This window comes from Aureliella helgolandensis (assembly GCF_007752135.1).
Taxonomy (GTDB): domain Bacteria; phylum Planctomycetota; class Planctomycetia; order Pirellulales; family Pirellulaceae; genus Aureliella; species Aureliella helgolandensis.
This window is the reverse complement of record NZ_CP036298.1, coordinates 4,837,462-4,856,416: the sequence shown is the minus strand read 5'-3', so window position 1 is coordinate 4,856,416 and position 18,955 is coordinate 4,837,462. Positions and strand designations below refer to the sequence as shown.

The 18,955-nt window shown below is 54.9% G+C and carries 15 protein-coding genes; 5 read left to right on the top strand and 10 right to left on the bottom strand.

Annotation, left to right across the window (positions count from 1 at the left end; all coding sequences use genetic code 11):
- Positions 1-46 precede the first annotated feature (46 nt).
- On the bottom strand, positions 47-886 hold the full coding sequence (locus Q31a_RS17030; protein WP_145080388.1) for a hypothetical protein: 840 nt from the start codon (positions 884-886) through the stop codon (positions 47-49).
- A gap of 507 nt (positions 887-1,393) precedes the next feature.
- On the opposite strand from Q31a_RS17030, the gene Q31a_RS17025 reads away from it, so the two are divergent.
- Positions 1,394-2,107 carry a response regulator transcription factor gene (locus Q31a_RS17025; RefSeq protein ID WP_197355347.1) on the top strand — a complete coding sequence of 238 codons (714 nt, stop codon included), beginning with the start codon at positions 1,394-1,396 and terminating at the stop codon, positions 2,105-2,107.
- Positions 2,104-3,384, top strand: coding sequence for a HAMP domain-containing sensor histidine kinase (locus tag Q31a_RS17020; RefSeq protein WP_145080385.1), 1,281 nt, complete (start codon positions 2,104-2,106; stop codon positions 3,382-3,384). The genes Q31a_RS17025 and Q31a_RS17020 overlap by 4 nt, the downstream gene beginning before the upstream one ends.
- Before the next feature lie 111 nt (positions 3,385-3,495).
- On the opposite strand, the gene Q31a_RS17015 is transcribed toward Q31a_RS17020, so the two are convergent.
- The 7 genes from Q31a_RS17015 to Q31a_RS16980 all read right to left on the bottom strand — a co-directional run bounded on the left by Q31a_RS17015 (position 3,496) and on the right by Q31a_RS16980 (position 12,820).
- Complete coding sequence (locus tag Q31a_RS17015) at positions 3,496-6,126, bottom strand: sulfatase-like hydrolase/transferase (protein WP_145080382.1); 2,631 nt, start codon at positions 6,124-6,126, stop codon at positions 3,496-3,498.
- A 69-nt stretch (positions 6,127-6,195) separates the two neighbouring features.
- Positions 6,196-7,293 (bottom strand): CobW-like GTP-binding protein, encoded by a 1,098-nt coding sequence (locus Q31a_RS17010; protein ID WP_231690805.1) that lies wholly within the window; start codon positions 7,291-7,293, stop codon positions 6,196-6,198.
- A gap of 265 nt (positions 7,294-7,558) precedes the next feature.
- Complete coding sequence (locus Q31a_RS17005; RefSeq protein ID WP_145080379.1) at positions 7,559-7,882, bottom strand: ArsR/SmtB family transcription factor; 324 nt, start codon at positions 7,880-7,882, stop codon at positions 7,559-7,561.
- Between the two features lie 153 nt (positions 7,883-8,035).
- Positions 8,036-9,211 (bottom strand): UPF0236 family transposase-like protein, encoded by a 1,176-nt coding sequence (locus Q31a_RS17000; RefSeq protein ID WP_145076896.1) that lies wholly within the window; start codon positions 9,209-9,211, stop codon positions 8,036-8,038.
- A 22-nt stretch (positions 9,212-9,233) separates the two neighbouring features.
- On the bottom strand, positions 9,234-9,512 hold the full coding sequence (locus Q31a_RS16995) for a hypothetical protein (RefSeq protein WP_145076898.1): 279 nt from the start codon (positions 9,510-9,512) through the stop codon (positions 9,234-9,236).
- Between the two features lie 197 nt (positions 9,513-9,709).
- Positions 9,710-10,438, bottom strand: a complete 729-nt coding sequence (locus Q31a_RS16990) for a hypothetical protein (RefSeq protein ID WP_145080376.1) — start codon at positions 10,436-10,438, stop codon at positions 9,710-9,712.
- Between the two features lie 543 nt (positions 10,439-10,981).
- Positions 10,982-12,820 carry a glycerophosphodiester phosphodiesterase family protein gene (locus Q31a_RS16980; protein ID WP_145080370.1) on the bottom strand — a complete coding sequence of 613 codons (1,839 nt, stop codon included), beginning with the start codon at positions 12,818-12,820 and terminating at the stop codon, positions 10,982-10,984.
- A 558-nt stretch (positions 12,821-13,378) separates the two neighbouring features.
- On the opposite strand from Q31a_RS16980, the gene Q31a_RS16975 reads away from it, so the two are divergent.
- Genes Q31a_RS16975 through Q31a_RS16970 form a run of 3 tightly spaced genes read left to right on the top strand, consistent with a single transcriptional unit; the run spans position 13,379 to position 15,069 of the window.
- A complete protein-coding gene (locus Q31a_RS16975; protein ID WP_231690804.1) occupies positions 13,379-13,753 on the top strand; it encodes a DUF3302 domain-containing protein in 375 nt (124 codons plus the stop codon).
- Complete coding sequence (locus Q31a_RS30255) at positions 13,750-13,941, top strand: hypothetical protein (RefSeq protein ID WP_197355346.1); 192 nt, start codon at positions 13,750-13,752, stop codon at positions 13,939-13,941. The genes Q31a_RS16975 and Q31a_RS30255 overlap by 4 nt, the downstream gene beginning before the upstream one ends.
- Positions 13,942-15,069, top strand: coding sequence for an HlyD family secretion protein (locus tag Q31a_RS16970; RefSeq protein ID WP_145080367.1), 1,128 nt, complete (start codon positions 13,942-13,944; stop codon positions 15,067-15,069).
- A 175-nt stretch (positions 15,070-15,244) separates the two neighbouring features.
- On the opposite strand, the gene Q31a_RS16965 is transcribed toward Q31a_RS16970, so the two are convergent.
- Together Q31a_RS16965 and Q31a_RS16960 are read right to left on the bottom strand one after the other, a co-directional pair.
- Complete coding sequence (locus Q31a_RS16965) at positions 15,245-16,294, bottom strand: lipid-binding SYLF domain-containing protein (protein ID WP_145080363.1); 1,050 nt, start codon at positions 16,292-16,294, stop codon at positions 15,245-15,247.
- A 1,140-nt stretch (positions 16,295-17,434) separates the two neighbouring features.
- Positions 17,435-18,949 (bottom strand): DUF1501 domain-containing protein, encoded by a 1,515-nt coding sequence (locus Q31a_RS16960; RefSeq protein WP_145080359.1) that lies wholly within the window; start codon positions 18,947-18,949, stop codon positions 17,435-17,437.
- Positions 18,950-18,955: the final 6 nt, after the last annotated feature.

Here is an 18,955-nt window from a genome sequence, read left to right as displayed (position 1 = left end):
GCCGTTTGCGAGGCAGCCAGAGCGTAAGACGTAAGGTCTCCGTTGGCTAAGTTGCGCCCGTCTCGAGCAATTGCTGCTGGAAATTCTTCCAAAAGGCCGTTTCTTTGGCGTAATGGATCGGGTCGGTTTGATTCTTGAAATACTCCAGCGAGGCGAGATGGTCGCGCGTCACTTGGACATAGGAGTAGTCGTCGGCAGCCAGCGGGTTGACGAACTCCGGATCACCTGGCTCGTAACTGTGTGAGTAGGCTCCATTGGCATCGAGGACAATGTTGGCGAGTAGTACGGGTGCCTTGATTTGCAAAACGTGGATTGCCTTCTCGCCCCACGACATTCCCTCGGTGGCTTGTTCCCAAGCGGTGGCTACGTCTGCTGGAGTTCGGCTGTCGGGAAATCGGAGGCCGTAGGCGGCACCCGATTGGGTCAGCCCGTCACCATTGACATCGACCTGGGCGACCGGCGGGAGCATCAGGTTGAGAGCTCCCTCTTCGGTCAAGGATTCGATTTGCGGGGGCTCCGCGAGCCAGTGCACGTTCTGCACAACTTCCAGCTCACTCTTAGAGAGACTCGACAAGAATGCTTTGGGAGTGGCGTAAGCGCCTTCTTGGTAGCCGCGTTGGAGCAATTCGCCGAACTGTTGTTTCAGCTCCATGGGCTGTTCCGCTCCGCGGTAGCGGCCCGTCATTTCTAGGTTAAACCAGTCATTCCACGTTGACTGAATCGCTTCCGTCCGCGGGCCGGAAGTCTCTAGTGGTTCAGCCGATGCATATCCCTCGCGGCCAGCTTCCATCAAGATCTCGGTAAACAAGTTCTGTACTTGATGGTCCTGTTCGAGACGTTGTTGCTGCAGAGTGGCAACCAGGGGCTTGGTTCCAGCGATTTGCATGAAAGTTTCCCTTGCACCTCGGGTAGTCTGTTCAAACGTAGGTTGAGATTTCGCTGCAGAGTTGGAGCTCGTATCTACGGCGCGTCGAGTCCATTTTGACTCAGCAATCTGCTCGTGGAGGCCAGGCCGATTCTCGGAAGACGGCGAGGGGGACTTCCGAACCACCCAGCCACGCAGTCGCCCCTGTCTGGCCGCTACGGCGGCTGGCTTTTACAGCGTGGGGACGCATCTCTACGCAAGTCAATATCGACCCGATTACGGCTGTTCCTTGACGCGAATCCTCGGGGATAGCGTTCACGTTGGGAATCGGTGCCCTTGAAGTTGCCACGAGGCGGTTGGCACGGCGGGAGTTGCCACGACTTACTCGCACGCCGCGCCAGGGGGAGAGAGGTCTTTAGGCAGTATCGAACTGTATCAAGTCAACAGGTAGGCAGCTTGGGGGAGATCTTCTGTGTTAAGATTATTGAGAAAAATCGCGTGACGCAGACTCGAAGCAGGAACAGCTGAATGAGCTCGATGGTGCCAACTGAGACCTACCGATTGCTTGTGGTAGAGGATGATCGAGAGCTCGCTGGGATGGTCGCCGACTTTCTAGAGAGTCATGGATTCCTCGCACAAGTCGAGCATGACGGCCTGGAAGCGGTTCGGCGCATCCGTGAAGAGCCGTTTGATGCGGTGATTTTGGATATCGGATTGCCCAATTTGGATGGTATTGAAGTATGTCGCGCCGTGCGTCCAAACTTCGACGGTCCGATCTTGATACTGACGGCCCGTGGCGGCGAGATCGACGAAGTTGTTGCCCTGGAAGTTGGTGCGGATGACTACATGTCGAAGCCGGTCCGCCCTCGCGCCTTGCTAGCACGCCTCAAAGTCCACCTGAGGCGTGTGGACGCATCTCTTCCGCATAGCGATAACGACGTGCTTAGAATCGGCGAGCTAACGATCAATCCCAGTTGTCGAGAGGTAACCTTGGATGGTCAAGTCATCGGTTTGACCACTGCCGAGTTTGATCTACTGGAGAGTCTTGCGCGGCAGGCGGGAGTGGTTGTGCCTCGCGCCGAAATCTACGAACAGCTCAATGGAATACGTTACGACGGACTCGATCGCTCTATCGACTTGCGCGTCTCTCGGCTGCGGCGCAAGTTGGGAGATGATCCGCAGAATCCAACAATGATCAAGTCGGTACGCGGCGTGGGCTACATATTGGTTGCACGCCCATGATTCGATTGTTTCTTCGCTTCTATGTAGCCGTGCTGTGCATACTAGTCATGGCGTGGCTCATTCAATATTTTGTATTCCGGCTGTCCAACCTGTCACAGAATCAGCAGGTGGTCGAGCAGGCATTAGCTGGGGGCGTGAGGACGGCGATCGCCCAGTTGGAGTCGGTGGATGCGGAGGGGCTCGAATCCACCTTGGCCGCACTTGAAGTGATCTACGAATACCCAGTTCGCCGATATGCGTTTGCCGACGGATTGCTTCGAGCCAGCTGGAAGAATCGTATTCTGGATCAACAGGTTGTTTACTATGTCCGCAGTGGTGGCGGATATGTAGCGGCAGCCATGGGCGAGCAGCACTACGTCGAATTTGGCCCACTGCCCAGCTTCGTAGGACCCGAGAGTACCATTGTGACACTGGGGTTGGGGGCCGTTCTCTTGCTGGCGGCAATTGCCATCGCCATCCTCTTGCGCCCGGTGGCTCGGCAATTGCATGCGGTTGAGAAGACCGCCATGGCGATTGCGGCCGGTGACTTAAGTGCTCGAATCGATAGTTTAAAAGTCCCGAAAGGTGTGTCTTTGGCGAACGCCTTCAATACGATGGCAGACCGCACGGAAAATCTGCTCAATTCGCAGCGGGAACTGTTGCAAGCTGTTTCCCATGAGTTGCGGACTCCACTGGCAAGAATGCGATTTGCGGTGGACCTGATCGAATCGGCGCCCAGCGACGCGATTCGGTCGGATCGGCTGGCGGCCGTCGATCGCTCGATTCATGAATTGGATGAATTGGTGGGGGAGTTACTGACGTACATGCGTATGGATGCGCCGCGGCCGCACGCAGCACTAGAAGAATTTGATGTGTGCAAGCTCGTCCAGGAGGTCATCGACTCGAGATCGGTTCCCTTTCCCAACCTCAAGTTTTCCATGGTCTGTCAATCTGCCGAATGCGTGGTGGTTGCCGAACGGATCAGCGTGGGACGCGCTATTGGGAATTTGGTCGGTAACGCTGCCAAGTTTGCCGACGGCGAGATCCGTGTGGAGATCGAAGCCATGGAATCGAAAGTTCGAATCCGAGTAGACGATGATGGGCCTGGGGTACCAGAGGACAAAGCCCAGCAGATCTTTGAACCCTTTGTGCGACTACCTGGCTCCCCGGGAAGCGGAGCTGGTCTGGGATTGGCACTCGTCAGCCGAATTGTCGAACGCCATGCTGGCGAGGTCCGGGCGACCCGCAGCGAGCTAGGGGGCGCGTGCTTTGAAGTCCTGCTTCCGAAGTGCCAATGAGTGGGCCGGGCAATTCACTGAGACCAGTACCGCCCCCTTGCATGGAGCCATTTCGCTACGGGGGAGTGTATCCGTTCAATCGATCAGCTCCCCAAGAGTAGACGAATCGAATCATTGCTGAAGCGAGGTTCGCAAAGGGATTTCGCCTCGAAGGGTTCGAGCTGCTTGGCCGACGATCTTTAAGTAGTGATCGCTTGGTAGTCCTTCATACGTAAGGAACTGAATATCTTCGCCAACGGGTGTGTTGTTGGTGCATTTGAAGATTGCCGTCCCCTCATCGACTTCGTCGAACATGGCAACGTACAACATCTCGCAGCCAGCCTGCTTAGCCGCAACAACTTGGGACCACAGGAATTCGCCGCCGAGCCTTGGAATGGCATCTAGCTCCGCTCCTTTTAGATTGTGCCAACTGAAACCCGGAAAAGCGACCGGCAGGAAGTCGATTTCATGCTGAAGGCACCATTGCTGATCGGGCGTCCAAAATGCTTCCCCGTGGTTGGTCGCTTGTGCTGGAGTTTGATAGCGTCCTACCGTCCAGGGGCTGATAATATCGGCCATCGCCACGATCTCTTGAAGCAACGGATCGTTCGTTGCGTCGCGCACGCCTTCTCGCCAGCCGGTGGGGACGCCAAGCATGATTGCGCAGCCATCATCCTTCAGCGACGCAATGAGACGTTGGCATTCTTCCAGCGTGTACTTGCGGCCATCGTTAAAACCGATGCCCCAGATGGCGACCAAGGGTTTACCTTCATGATGCACGTATCCGGCGTCTTTCGTCATGCCCTGAGTTTGAACGAGACCATGCCAGTCATTGTAGACTCGGGCGACACCACCGCCACGTAGTCCACTGAGATCGTACATCAGGGCGTAGCACCGGCCCGTCTGGGCAGCTCCCTCCCGCACGTGCGCTAGCACTTTATTCTTGTGCTCCAGCATGGCACCACTCTTGAGGCCATTGGCAAAGCGTTGTAGGAACACTCCATCCAGTCCATAGTCTTGCATCCACTGAAAATGACGCAGGACCGTTGCGCGATTGGCACTACTGAAGACCTCTGCGGGAGCCCCATCAGCCAGTTGGAATTCAGTCGCAAAACGCTCCTCTTCTGTGAATTCGGTTAAATCCGGCCAGAGATCCACTGTTACATTTCCTGGCCCCATGGTGCGCCGGTTGTTCCTGGACCAGTGCGTCCAGCCTAAGTCGGCTCCGTCACCTTCGCAATTGAACCAGCCTTGATAGCCGCACATCACCTTGCCCTTGAGAGTCGCCGCATCCACGCGGGCAGAAACGGAGCGACTGCGACCTGCATCCATGATCGATCGCAACTCGGTTTCTAGCTGCGCTACGATGTCAGGGTGGGTGGCGTACAGATTCGTCGTCTCTCCCAGGTCTTCGGCTAGGTTGTAAAGTTGACCGGCGGGATCATCGGGACCGGGCCGAACAATGCGTGGTGGGCTGAAACCTCCCGATCCGAGCTGCGTGATCAGCTTCCAGTCCCCGGAGCGTATCGTCATCATGGATGGGGCAGAGCCGGCGCGCATGACGAACTGCTCCCGCATTGGTGCCGGTTGAGTGCTAGTCAAATCGGCTTGCATGAGCAGGGCGGGAGAAAAGTCGAAACTATCGGGGCCTGCCTGGGGAGGCAATTCGACACCGAGAAGCGATGCAAACGTTGCCATGAGATCTGTAAAGCAGACGAGTTGTTCACTCGTGGAGCTGGGGGCGACATGGCCTGGCCAGCGGATGATAAAGGGCATGCGGTGGCCCCCTTCCCAAGCGTCCGCCTTCATTCCTTTGAGTCCACCAACGGCATCATGGTCGAAGCGTTCGACATCGGCCGGATGCCAACAGGGGCCATTGTCGGAAGTAAACACGACCAATGTGTCATCGGCCATCTGAGCATCCGTTAAAGCTTGCAGGATGCGCCCAATTTGGGCATCGATCATCATCGCAAAGTCACCGTATAAACTGGCTGAACTTTTTCCCGCGAACTCGCTTGACGGCAGCCAGGGGGTATGTGGTGCGGGCAAAGCAACGTACAGGAACAGTGGCTCTTGTGCGTCTTGAGGGTGTCCTGAGATGACTTCTATGGCTTCGTCTGTAAAACGAGGAAGGACGTCAGGTAACTTCAAACTCGGCGCAATTCCGCCAGAGAGAGTTCGCACCCCTTGAATCTTCGACCAGCCATCCGAAAACTGATCATCAATGTGATCCGTTGGCAATTCGACAGCGCGATCCCCGCGAATATAGAAATAGGGTGGAATATCGGTGGAGGCACGCATTCCAAAAAAGGAATCAAATCCACAGTCTAGTGGGCCGCCCGGGAGTCGATGTTCGTAGCCCGACTCCTTGAAGCCCAAGTGCCACTTCCCAACCATCGCAGTACGGTAGCCCGCGCGTTTCGCTAAGGTTGCGAGTGTAAAAGTATCTTGCTGGACTAGCGGTTCTGTTGGCCAACGGGTTACATCGGTGCGGAACGGGTACTCACCGGTGATCAGTCCGTAGCGCGACATATGGCACAAGGGCCCAGGGGCATGCGCGTCGGTAAACCTACGCCCCTCGCGCGCCAAGCTATCGATATGAGGCGTCGGGATTTTGGAATTGGGATTGAAGCAAGTTGGATCACCATATCCCATGTCGTCCACCAAAATGACGACTATATTGGGTGGAGCTGCGATTATCTGGCTAGCACCTACGAGCCACAGCAGGACCAATAGGCAACTCAAGCAAGCACGGCGTGGCATGGAGACTCCTCGGTGAACTGATAGAACTGCGATCTTTGCAGTTCGTATATCAGTTCAATAGTGGTGGGATTATCGGGTAATGCGGTGGGTTGGGACGGGCCGTCCCGGGCGGAAGCTCTCCAACTGGGAAATGTCAGCGGTTGCTTCGAATTGGTCGGCGATGGTTTGAATGGCAGTGCGAACGGCGAGTGTTAGAGCTTCGGGAGTCAGGCATACGCGTGCGTTGACTAGGACCTTGACTTCCGTAGCCTGCGAGTCGGAACTGACCGATAGAAAAGTGCTCGAATCGCTACTGACCAAATTGGCGACACTGGTATTGCCGTCGCTCGAGCAGAGAACTTTCAAATGAGCTGGTTCAGCGTTCAATGCTAAAAGTTGTGTACGGAGTTGCTCGACCAAATCGGTGGCGACGGCGTCCAGGGCGATAGGCCGTTTGCCGCCCAGCGTGCACGTGCAGTTGAGCCAACCCAGCTCCGCTTCCCCTGCTGCGTAGACATCGTAATCAACCTCCATGGTGGTGTCTCGCGGGGAAGCGATCCGGTGCAAGGATGTGAAAACGGCATCCACGTTCTCGCCAGTTCGCGCAGAGATACCGATCACTTCTCGCCCTGGGTATTGCTCATGGATATACGTAGTCAGTCTTTGCACTTCTTCGGCGGAGAGTTCATCGATTCGATTTAGTAGGACAATTTCTGCCTCCTCGAGCTGCTTGCGGAAGATGTACTCGGCTTTGGGAGAGAATCCGCCACTCTGGCCTGACAGAATGCGGAGGCCGTGGCTCGGTTTTAACAATACGGCATAGGGGCTGTGCACGAAACGCCCACCGAGCCGCTCCATCATGGGCATGGCAATGGTGGCGATCAGGTCGGTGCAACTGCCCACTGGTTCTGCCAAGATGACGTCGGGACGCTGGCGACGGTCAAATTCATCCATGGCGTCGGTTAAGCCGTTGAAATTGCAACAGAAGCATGAGCCGGCGACTTCATTGACCTCCAGTCCTTGGCTTCGTAGCAACTCGGTGTCGACTAAGCCGGCAGCTTGGTCGTTGGTGACGACGCAAACATGTTTGCCTTCGGCTTGAAACTTCTGAGCGAGCTTGGCAATCAACGTCGTTTTGCCTGCTCCAAGGAAACCACCCACCATTACGAACTGAATTGGATCGGACATGTTGAGAGTATGCTTTACCTAGTAGAAAGGAGTACTAAAAGCTTGGTGGGAAGTACTGAAGGAGACCACGATGAGGATTGTCGGAATCCCTGGTGATACACCGATGTTCGGTTGAGGGCCAGTTTCGCTTGCCGAGGGCCGAGGGCGGCCGGCTCCCTAAGTTTAGAGGGCTCTGGGCTCTGGAAATTTGAGGGGGGCAGGGATGAGGACATTCTGAAGAACGTTAGAATGAAAGTCAAGCTAGCTGTGGCGATTGTGCGGTGAATTAGTGAGTGGTCATGGGACCGATATCGAGCTTGCAACAGCCAAAATCGAGCAGTTGCTTGCGCGTTCGCGGGTTCAAGAGATCTTCGCTGAGCGAGTAGTAGATGAACTTTCCATCGCGTTGGGTAGTGACGACATGGGCGTGGAACAGGACTCGCAAATGATGGGAGACCACACCGATTTCTTGGTCGAGAGACAGTGCGATGTCGGAGACGCTCAGTGGGCCGCTTTGCAAGCCGCGGACTATTTGCAGACGCAAGGGATCCCCTAAGGCTTTCAGGAACACCGCACACTCGATTTCTGGGGTGCGACTGGGCTCTGCCATTGAAATGTCTAGACTGTAGAAGGAAGTGAGGAGCCCGATCGCCGTCGAAGGAGTGCGATTCGAGGGGCGATTCCCAGAAGTGATGATACCAAGCTGCAAGGGTTCAGCAAGAACTGGGGGGACCCGTGTCTGACCAAAGTTTCTGGACAACTTTTAGGCAGCATTTTTTGCATGATTTCCCCAGTAATTGTCCCAGAGGTTACTCGCTTCGAGTGCAGCGAGGTTCATCATGCACTCGGCATTGGCGAAATCCCACCGGCGACCTCGGCCTTTGACCCGTTGTGTGGTAGTTTTGCATTGGGCCTCGGTCGGACCACTGCCGATCTGAATGCCGCGAGCGCGAAGTTCGCGATAACGAATGATTTCACGACGCTCCGAAATATATCCGATCAATTGCTCCAAGGCTTGAAGGCGTCGACCTGAGCACGTGAGTTTCTGAGTAAGCAGCTCACTCAGCAGTGCGTCGACTCCCTGTTCCATCAGGATGTTGGTCAATGCCGTTAACCATGTGGCTCCCGATTCATCCTCGCCGAACATCTCGCGACGCGCCTTTTGTGCGTTGTCTTTCATGTGGTAGTAATCCAAGTTGATTTTATCCACAATGTTGTGAAACTCCAATTGGTTGCGTATCCATGGAGCGCCATCGATATTTGCAATGGACTCAGTCGCTTCATCTAGTTTGATGGTCGTCGCCATACTTCGCATCAAGCGCCCAGTGACTTCGCAATCACCGCGGGTAGCTATCACAAGCCGGAGCGTCTGAGATTCGTTGTAAGCAACTACGATTCTTGCTTCCTTGTACTGTTGATCCGAACCTGCTCGAGCTGCTGGCAACGGCCGACATTTCTTTCCACTACGTCGACGTTTCAGTTTGATCGTAGTGCGACGCTTAGTCTTCTCGGCTTGAGTAACGACCGGTACCTTCACTCCGTCGCAGCCGACATAAACCCGAGTTGGGGTTGGTTTTTGTTGATCATTCACTGCGCCAGATGCGGCTGATGAACTGGCCGACGACTTCTGGGGAACATTTTCCAACGTGCAGTCTGCCGACGACCAGCCAATATCAATGCCCCCTCGCGTTAGCTGGTTGGTTACCTTGCGACCTTCGTACTCGACCAATTGCCGTACGCTTTCGCCGCTAATGTCGATCGATGATAAACGAGCGATATTGGCCGCAGTCTTTACAAAGCTGGAGGAACTTTGATTCAAACGACAAAGCATCTCACGTATCCCGCACGTGAAGCTTTTCTCTGCTTCATCCAGCAAGGCATCGATCGGTGTGCTGCTGGTTTCGTCTTGAACTGCCCACCGAACACGCTTTAGTTGCACACGGCCGTTCTCAGTCAAGAGGCTACGTAGTTGGCGTCCCTTGTTCCGTGCTCGAACTCCCGTCGCGCTCTTCGGAGGGGGAAAAAGCGGCTTCCACCGCATTAATCTTCGCTTGTAAGGCTGCCTCATAGACCTGTTGCCGGAAACGATCCAAAGCCTGACGACTGAGTCCTTCGCTGTCTTCGATCCAAGCACCATCGCGAGCGTTATCAATCGAATCAACTACCGCATTGAGCGTCGCTTCGAATTCGGCTTGCAGCGTAGCTTTCAAACCTTCGCGATCCACTTTCGAACTTCCCATGGCATTCACTCCTCACTAAACGGGGAAAAAGGAACACCCTATATTATGCCCCCTGCCCATCTTTCGCGCCATAGGTATTTGTCAGACACGGGGACCCGGTAGTATTGGAGGGTATCGCAAAACGAAAAAACTCATTGGCAACAGTAGGTGCTGCCAATGAGTTTCAGAGGAAATTCAAACTCGATGCTGAGCGACTGCTATTTGCGACGGAAGCGAGGCAGCATCATGGTCGCGATGCCCAATCCCCAAATACCAGCCGATACTGGTTCTGGAGCGTGTGCATAGAAAACTTGGTCTTGGGCGTGGTACGCCGAAACCGCGTCCCACGTTGAATCATTATTGGGATCAAACGCTTCGAAGGCGTTCAGGGCGTTCTTCAAAATCGAAGTCTTGAATAGGTTTAGGACCACTACCGATGCGGAAGTGAAGCTTTCTTGATCTTTCGCATGTTCGATAAGATCCAGGGCTAAACCTGATGCACCACGTTCTCCCTCCAGTGACCAAATCGCTGACTGCACGGCATTGGCAAGCTGATTATCAGAAGCGCCGTTGAATCCGCTCAAAGTTCCGTTCGTGTAGGATTCGAAGAGGAACTCCGTCTTACCTTCCAGCGGATCTCCTGAGCTGGTGTTTACACCACCTTGGACAGCTTGCTTGCTAATTCCACCCACTACAAATTGGCTGTTGAAGTCAATAAATTCGTCTACTTCGAGACAAAATGTAGGGTCGCCTACTTGGGACCAGTCACCAGCGAGGTTTTTCTTGAGCAGCAAGAACTCGCCTCCGCCATCTGCGCCACCCAGTCCTTTCGCAAACTTAACGATGTCCCCCTTCGCGATGATCCCGGCGTTTGCCAAGGAAGGGGTAAGGGCTACTGTGGTCAGAACCGCTAAGGCTGCGAGGGTTGGTGGGAGGAATCTTCTCATGGCGGGCTCAAGTATTACGACTAGGCAAATAGGTGTAATTGCACGGTGCATCCTTCAAAGTTAATCGAATAGGAAGTTTAGGCAAGCTTTGCGCACGGAGAATGCATCCTTTTGGGGTTTAAACTAGATCTGAGTAGAGCTAGAAGTATGGAACCCCTCTGCAGAGCCGTAGGGGGCGACACTCCGTTAGATTCGGCGACTACCGGAAGGTGCATTCCGCCTGTTGGAGGGGGGCGGTTGTTTGCGGGATATAGCACGTTTGCCGTCTTAACGCGAGGGGCGCGTTTTCCATTCCCTGTTCCCTGTTCCCTGTTCCCTGTTCCCTGTCCCCTGTCCCCTGTCCCCTGTCCCCTGTCCCCTGTCCCCTGTCAACCGTCAACCGTCAACCGTCAACCGTCAACCGTCAACCGTCAACCGTCAACCAACCTGGCTCGCTGGCCAGCTAATTACACCACTCGCAGAGTGCGGAGACGCAGAGAGCGGGGAGAAAAGAAAGAAGAATGGGCCTGGGTAGTGCGGGAGTATCGCTATTCACGTCCGGGCTTAGGGTTCTCCCCCCACGGGAATTTTGAGTCCGAGGTAGAAAGCCAGTTCCACCATCAGACGTTCAGGAGTGCTGAGACCTGCTCGCTGGTCCAGCACACGTCGCGCGCGGAGGGGGAAGTCGGTAATGATATTGTTGGCACCGCGACTCATCATGGCGGACATGGCGTAGCCATCGTTGATGGTCCAAACGTATACGGGCTTGGAGCGGTTGTGGCTATTGGCAATGAACTTTCGTGTGGCCAATTTGCTATTCACGGCGAGAAAATCAGCGGATGCTCGAGTCAGGTCGCCAACCGCGACCGCGGTCAGCAATCCGGCGGTCCAATCGGGACGGAGCTGTTTCATCCGGCGGAGCCCCTGGGAGTCGAGTGACATGATAACGATCTCGGACTGCATCTGATGTTTCTCGACAAGCTCGACGACGCGCTGCTCCAAGGATTGGGTATGTCCGTAGTACTTCAGTTCAATATTGACTTTGGCGCGTCCCTTGCAAGCGACCAACACTTCTTCCAGTGTGGGCATACGTTGGTCGCTGAATTCCGTGGAGAAGTAGCTTCCGATGTCGATGGCCCGTAGTTCGGCAGCGGATGCCTCCCAGATTTTTACGGGATTGCCAGCGACTTTCTTCAGGTCGCTATCATGGGCTACCATGACAACACCGTCCCGCGATTCTTGCACGTCAATCTCAATCCAGTCCGTCCCTTGTTCAATACTTTGACGGATCGCGGCGAGTGTGTTCTCCGGGCCATTGCCAGCACCTCCGCGATGAGCGGTGATCTCGACGCGATCCTCCAGTTGAATCCCGCGAAATACGGAGCTACCGACTAAGGCCGCAGCGAGTCCTAGCAATCCCAAAGTCAGTACGAGAGCCCGGCTCGACATGTTGATTTGCCAGATCTTTTGTTCCGGATCAGGGAAGCGGTCGAAATTGAATTGTTCTGGGGCTGCGAATTGGAAGTAGAGTTCTGTCACAAGCGCGGCGCACGTGGCGTTGCTCATAAAATTAGCAGTCCAATTGGCAAGCGTGACCAGCATGGCGACCGAACCTACCGCCAGGACTAGCATCCATAGGGAACCGGTGAAATGGGGAACAATCGACTGCCCTATCCCCAGGGCGATCGCAGACAGAGCCATTCCCATTAGGCCACTGCCCACTCCCCAACACACAAATGCAAATGCAATGGGTTTCAGTTTCCCACGCGTGCGATGGCAGCTTTCCAGCAGGCTCTCCCGCGGATTTCGATCCTCAAACAGCAGGATTGGCAGGGCCAAAGACCAAGAAGCAATGCGTCGGACCCAAGTGATAGCCAGGCCCAGGAGAACGGCGGCAATCAATCCAACGGCGAGCCAGAACTTGGGAGGTTTGGCCGTCAAGTAGAAATTGATATCGTGGTCGGTAAGCAGCAGCCAGAAGATGGTTCCGCCGACTGCCAGGAAAGGAAATGCAAGGCATCCCAACCACGCCACCATACGACAGGTTAAACGGAGTAGTTGGCTCATGTGTTGGAGGACGAAGAGCACGGTGCGGCTGGGACGCAACGCGTGGCCGTTCCGAGCGGTCAACAGCACTACCAGCATGATCGCTTGTTCAATCGCAAACACGCAAACGCTGGCACCTCCTACCAGCATGAAAGCGAGCCAGCCGATCGGATGGAGGAAGAATTTTGCGATATCTGCATCAGCTAGCACTGAGCGACCGCTTGCGGCCAAGAACAGGTGGAAGGTGAAGCCAATGAAGGGAGTTAAGAGAATGAATGCGATTACCTTGAACAACAAGTCGCAGAAAAACAGCTTGACTAGGTTGAGCTTTACGGATCGAACAATTTGGAAAAACATAGACGCTCAATTGGTACTGCTGATTAGGATAATGGCTGTGCGGAGAGTGATCTGGAGCTTGCGAATATCACGCACCACGAAGTGCAGTGCAACTCTAGGATTGGGACTACAAGAAATCCAAAGGACCAGAGGAATTCAAGCGAGACGCCTGCTTCTTCGCATGGAATGGGGAGCCTGCTAGCGTCATAGGCGATGCAGGCCATGATAGCAGGTGGAACGCACGCACCAACTGGCATTCGGGATGTAGAACGCCATTCGGAACAAGCTCACTTCTGTGGGGCGAGAGGTGAGCGGTCGTTGTCCAAGCGTTGTCCGCCCGATGGCAATTTTTGAACTTGCGGCGAAGTGGTGGCAATCCGCACGGCTTGATCTGAAGACGTTGGCGAAGTGTGTTGCATGGGACGGAATATGCCGATCGGATGGGGCTGCAATGTAACTGAGGAAAGAATGTCCCGGACCGCCCTGCACTGTTTTCCATACGTTATCATGGCGGGCAGGAACTGCTAGGATGAAACCAGCAGGAATTGGGCTCGGATCAACAACGCAGGAGATGCCGATTTGAATCAACTTATCGAATATCAGTTTGCCTCGCTTGGGCCCGCACTGCGGATTGTGGTGCTGTTGTTTATGCTGGGCTTTGCCCTCCTTCTCTGCGGAGTGATCGTTGCAATTGCAATGTTGCCGGGACGTATTGCCAAGGGCCGACAGCATCCCCAGGCCGAAGCTATCGCCATTTGTGGATGGGTGGGCTTACCGACGGGTATCTTGTGGGCCGCGGCTCTGGTGTGGGCTTTTGTAAAAACTTCAGACTCGGCCGCCGACAATGTTGATTTGGCCAATGACGCTAATTGGAGAAGTCTCAGTGATCAAGTTGCAGGATTGGAAGCGACCGTTGCGAAGCTGGAACAAGCTCTAGCAGGAGGACGGCGATGATCCCAGCAATCTTAAGTTGCGTGTATGTCATTTACCTCTATCAGTCACTGAAGCAGCCGGCTGCTGGTAACCTCAAACCCGGACGGACTGAGGCCAGTTGCACGCCCACTTCTTTAGGTGAACGGATCTCTACACTCCAAGGGAGATTGGAAAAACTCACCGCATCGCAGCAGAAAGGCCAACGCTAAATGTCCTGGCTACTTGGTGGAATCTACTGTGGGATACTCTGGTTGGTATTCGCAAAGCTCAAATTGATACGCTTGACGCTGCCGATTGCCTTGTTAGCGGCTTCAATTGGTCCGGGGTTGATCTTGGTGCTGCTGTTTTGTGCTCAGTATTACCACCCGTACACTGCCGTTGGCCGAGTCTACCAGCAAGTCATTCAGATCACGCCTCAGTTACGTCAAGCCGGACGTGTCACTCGGGTTGTCGTACGGCCTAATGTGCCGGTCAAAAAGGGGGAAGTGCTGTTTCAGGTGGACGCAATTCCCTACGAAAATTCGATCACGCAGCTTAAGGCTGCTCTCGAAGAGGCGAAGCAGAGCCAAGCTGTTGCCGAGGCGGCAATCGATTTGGCACAAGCAACCATTGCCAGAACCGATTCTGATTTGAAGTTCGCTAGGGTGGAGCACGAGCGCAAAGCCGAATTGGTGAAGACCCAAGCGATCAGTCAGGAAGAGTTTGATGCCATTACCAATACTCTCAATTCAGCTGAATCGTCGGCGGTGCAATCCCAGGCGACACTCATTCAGGCGCAAAGCTCGGTGGCACTCGCTATGGCCAGAGTTGAGCAAACGGCCGCCCAACTGGCGGGAGCTGAATACGATCTTGCGCAGACCGTGGTGTACGCACCCAGCGATGGATTTGTAACCAATCTCAATCTGCGCGAGGGAGTGTTGGTGGGAGGTGCCGGGGGGAGTTCTGTGATGAGTTTCGTACAGGACCGGGGCGAATATAGTCAGGGAACGGTGGTTGGCTTGTTCAGCCAGAAAAACTACCTGAGGATCCAGCCGGGGCAGTATGCCGAAGTGGCTCTCTACGGATATCCGGGGCAGATCTTCACGGGAAGAGTGGAAAATGTGATCGATATCTCCGGTGATGGGCAGTTGCCAGTCTCCGGGATACTTCCTTCCGATTTGGGTGGGAACGCTGCAACAGGGTTCGCTGTCCGAGTTAAGCTGGATGAGGGAAATAATCTGCGACTCCCGGGTGGCTCTCAGGCGCAAGTGGCTGTGTACACCGAAGAGGTGCAAATCGCAGGAATCCCCGTAATGTTTTTGATGCGAGCGCAAAGCTGGTTGCGTTATATCATGTAAGATGCAACGGAGCAGCGGAATTCATCGACGCTTTAGAACATCGCGCTATGGACGTCCACACTCACCTCAGAGAGCCCGGCAACCGTTGGAACGCTGACACCATTTGCTGCCACCATTTAACGGCTATGCTCGTGCTAGCTCCACTGGCCCGACCCATCGGCGGTCTTCGCCGCAGCTACTGTGGCAAGACTTGCGGAACATTGGGAGGTGGTGGCAATTGAATCGCAGGTAGATTCTCGGTAAAGGACTGCTGGTAGTGTCGTAGCAGGGAGTAGACGGATTGGAACTCTGGACGTACCGCCAATTGCTGGAATTGCGGGTCCGTGGCGACTTGAGCATATCGGTCTACGATCGCTTGTATTTCTGCAGGCTGCGGATTTGCATTCGGCTGTTGAAACGACTGTGGCAGGGCGAGGTGGGCCCGCCACTGTGGATCGAGCAGATCGAACAATTCCGGTGTAAGCTGGAGCAGTTGCAGGCGGAGCACTTCGGATTCCGTCTGTCCATACTGAGCCGCCAGTCCGGTGGAGGGTTCGTTGGGAGTGGGCACCGCTGCTGCGCCCTGGCCCGTATACGATACGATCGCTTCGGTGAGCTGCTGGGCTGAAGCTGGGACTTGTACAGGCAGACCAGGGCCAGGACTGCGGTAATAGGTGCCGGTTGCCACTTGGTCGACCTGCACCACAGAGCCATCGATGGAGACACCTGCAAACAGTCCTCGACTACGTGAGTAGCTATAGATTTCTGCTTTTAGTTGCGCGTCGGTAGCGACGGCACTTTCACGGCCAACCGGTCCGGCTGCAGCAGCGGCATCTGCGCCTAGGGTGAGCTTTCCCGAGAGGATGCCCTGAATACTTCTGGGCGTCTTGAAGACCAGCACGATGTCTGAGGACTGCACGCCGATCTGCCAGCCAATATTTCCGCCCGTCAGTGAGATGAAGACAGGTGCATGCCACACACCGTTGGGTTCGCGCACAAACAACAGGCCGCGTCCATGCCGCGCGCCGACGATGAAGCTGCCCTTGATGACGTTCGGAATGATCGCGACGCCATGGGCATTCGCAAGCATCGCCTGAGGGATCCGATTGAGCGGCGTCGCCATGGTTTCCGTCAATACGCTGGCAGCTGCACGCACTGTTTCTTCCTGTTGGTACTGAGCGCTGAGCTGTCGGGTTGAGAGGACTAGCAAAGCGGTGAGTGCTAGCATTCGGAGTGGTGATGGCATGTAGAATTCATCCTTGAAGCATTGGATTGTCGAAGTCATTCAAGTGTTGCCTAGTATAGACCCCAGCAAGAAACTCAAGCATTCCTAGTTTAGATAGCTTGCCCAATTTTCGGAACACGGCTTTGCTGCGTTTGGCGGCTTTGGATCTTCCTTTCGCAAAGTTTGAGTGGCTACGCTGTGCTTGCTGCTTGACATCTCCTTATTGAATCGTGGCAGCGGTAGAGCTTGTGGTAGAAGTCCCTGTTGTCGCTAGCCAACTCCATTGACCGTATGCAAGCAGCGGATCCAGTCGTTGCTACTGAGAATGCTACACGGCAGGAATTGGCCGTAGGATTCGATTGCCTCCCGGAACTTGGGCACTGAAGTGATGCCTTTGTGGACCATCGCCGTGATTGTTGGGCGGCGAGCAATCGGTACCTGTCGATCTGGCTAAGACCTGAGTGGTTAAGACGCGAGTGGCTAAGCCTTGGGAATGTCGAGATGGCTCGGCGAAGTGTGAAATTGCATGTGAGGGGCTAGACCCGAACAGAGAGTGTGATGGATTCAGCTGTCATGCTGTATGATTTGATCCAATATTGCCCCTGGTGCGCAAGTAGAGCGAGTAGCCAGCAATTCGCCAGCTGGGCCGACGCATGACCCGAGATTTCCAACTCGATGGATTCAGTGACAGACGCCCACGCCGAACAACTACAACTACTTGGCTCTAAACCCTTCCTCTGCCAAGTCCGATTCCGTCGTTTCGCTCCCTCTCAATGAGCGGCCGACCCAGTCTTGGGCCGGGGGGGCTTGCCGATATTTGAGTGGTGAGTTTCATTTTGGGGACATTGAACCAACGCGGCGGCGTAACAGTCCGCTTTTGAATTGCAGGTAGAGACAGAACAGGGAACACCCAATTATCCAATGAGAAGCGAGACGGGCTGTTGATTTAATAGCAATTTGAATTTTAACGCGGAGGTTGCGTCCCAAACTGCCTTGTAGCGGAGGTTATCTTTCCTTGCTCACGCGGCGGGTTACTACTTCAACAGCCCGTCACGCAGCGGGTTACTATTTCGACAGCCCGGAGAGCGACGGACTTTGCAAGGCTGTGGTGCCACTTCCGCTTCTACCAATTCAGTCAATGCATATCCCGGCCCACTGATGCTAGGCGATTAGATCATGGACGACATGTCCATGGACATCGGTTAGTCGGAAATCGCGTCCCTGATAGCGGTAGGTCAATCGCTTGTGATCAATTCCAAGCAGATGGAGGATGGTTGCGTTCAAATCGTGGATGTGCACCGCACCAGGCGTCAATTTGTCGGGAGTGGGCTGGGGCGTGAGGGGAACCCCTTGAGCGTCAGCAATGTTGTATCCGTAGTCGTCGGTATGTCCGTAGGTAACGCCGCGACGCGTACCGCCACCGGCCATCCAGACCGTGAAGCAACGTGGATGGTGATCGCGTCCATAGGTTTTGTCGGTCAATGCGCCCTGGCAGTAGACGGTGCGACCGAACTCGCCTCCCCACACGACCAGCGTATCGTCAAGCATCCCTTTTCGTTTCAGATCTTCGATGAGTGCCGCACAGGCTTGATCGATATCCTTGCATTGCGATTCGTGTTCCGTGGGTAAGCGATTGTGGGCATCCCAGCCGCGATGGAAGATTTGAATATTTCGCACTCCCCGTTCGGCCAGTCGGCGTGCATTCAAGCAGCAGGCTGCAAACGTACCTGGGGTACGAGCGTCTTCTCCGTAGAGTCCAAAGGTCTCCTCGGGCTCTTGCGACAAATCCATCAACTCGGGAACCGAGCTCTGCATGCGGTAGGCCATCTCGTGTTGCTTGATGCGCGCGAGCACTTCAGGATCGCCATAGTGATCAAATTGAGCTTGGTTGAGAGCCGCGAGGGCATCTAACTGTTGTCTGCGATCTGCGCGGCTCACTCCTTGTGGGTTGCTCAAGTAGAGTACGGGATCCCCTTGGCTCCGCAGTAGAATGCCTTGGTAGTCTGAGGGCATAAAACCGGTGCCCCACAGGCGATTGAACAGGCTCTGCTCGGCAAAGTTCGTTCGCGCGTGCATCACCACGTAACTAGGCAGATTTTCATTCATGCTCCCCAAACCGTAGCTGAGCCAGGCTCCCAGGCTAGGACGGCCAGGAATCTGGCTGCCCGTTTGAATGAAGGTGATAGCGGGGTCGTGGTTGATGGCTTCAGTGAACACGCTGCGAATCACGCAGAGCTCTTTGGTGACGCGCGCCGTGTGCGGCAGCAGCTCGCTAACCCATACCCCTGAATCATTGTTGTCCACCTTGGTGAATTTGTATTTGGAAGGGCAAATCGGGAGACCATTGGACTGATTCGACGACATGCCTGTGATCCGCTGTCCGTCTCGAACATGGCTAGGCAACTGCTCGTTGAACAGGGACTTCAACTTCGGCTTGTAGTCCCACATGTCCAAATGGCTCGGTCCGCCACTCATGAACAAATAGATGACGCGTTTGGCTTTAGCAGGGTGGTGCATGCCTCCCTCGGGGAAGCGATTTGGCTCGGCACCCACTGCTAGATCGGGAGCTAGTAAGTCGGCCATGGCGGCTGTACCGAGTCCCAGTGCGCTGCGGCCTAATAGTTGTCGGCGCGTTAGGTTGAGTTGGTGCTCTCGAAGGAGGTCGTTGGACTGCATCTTATC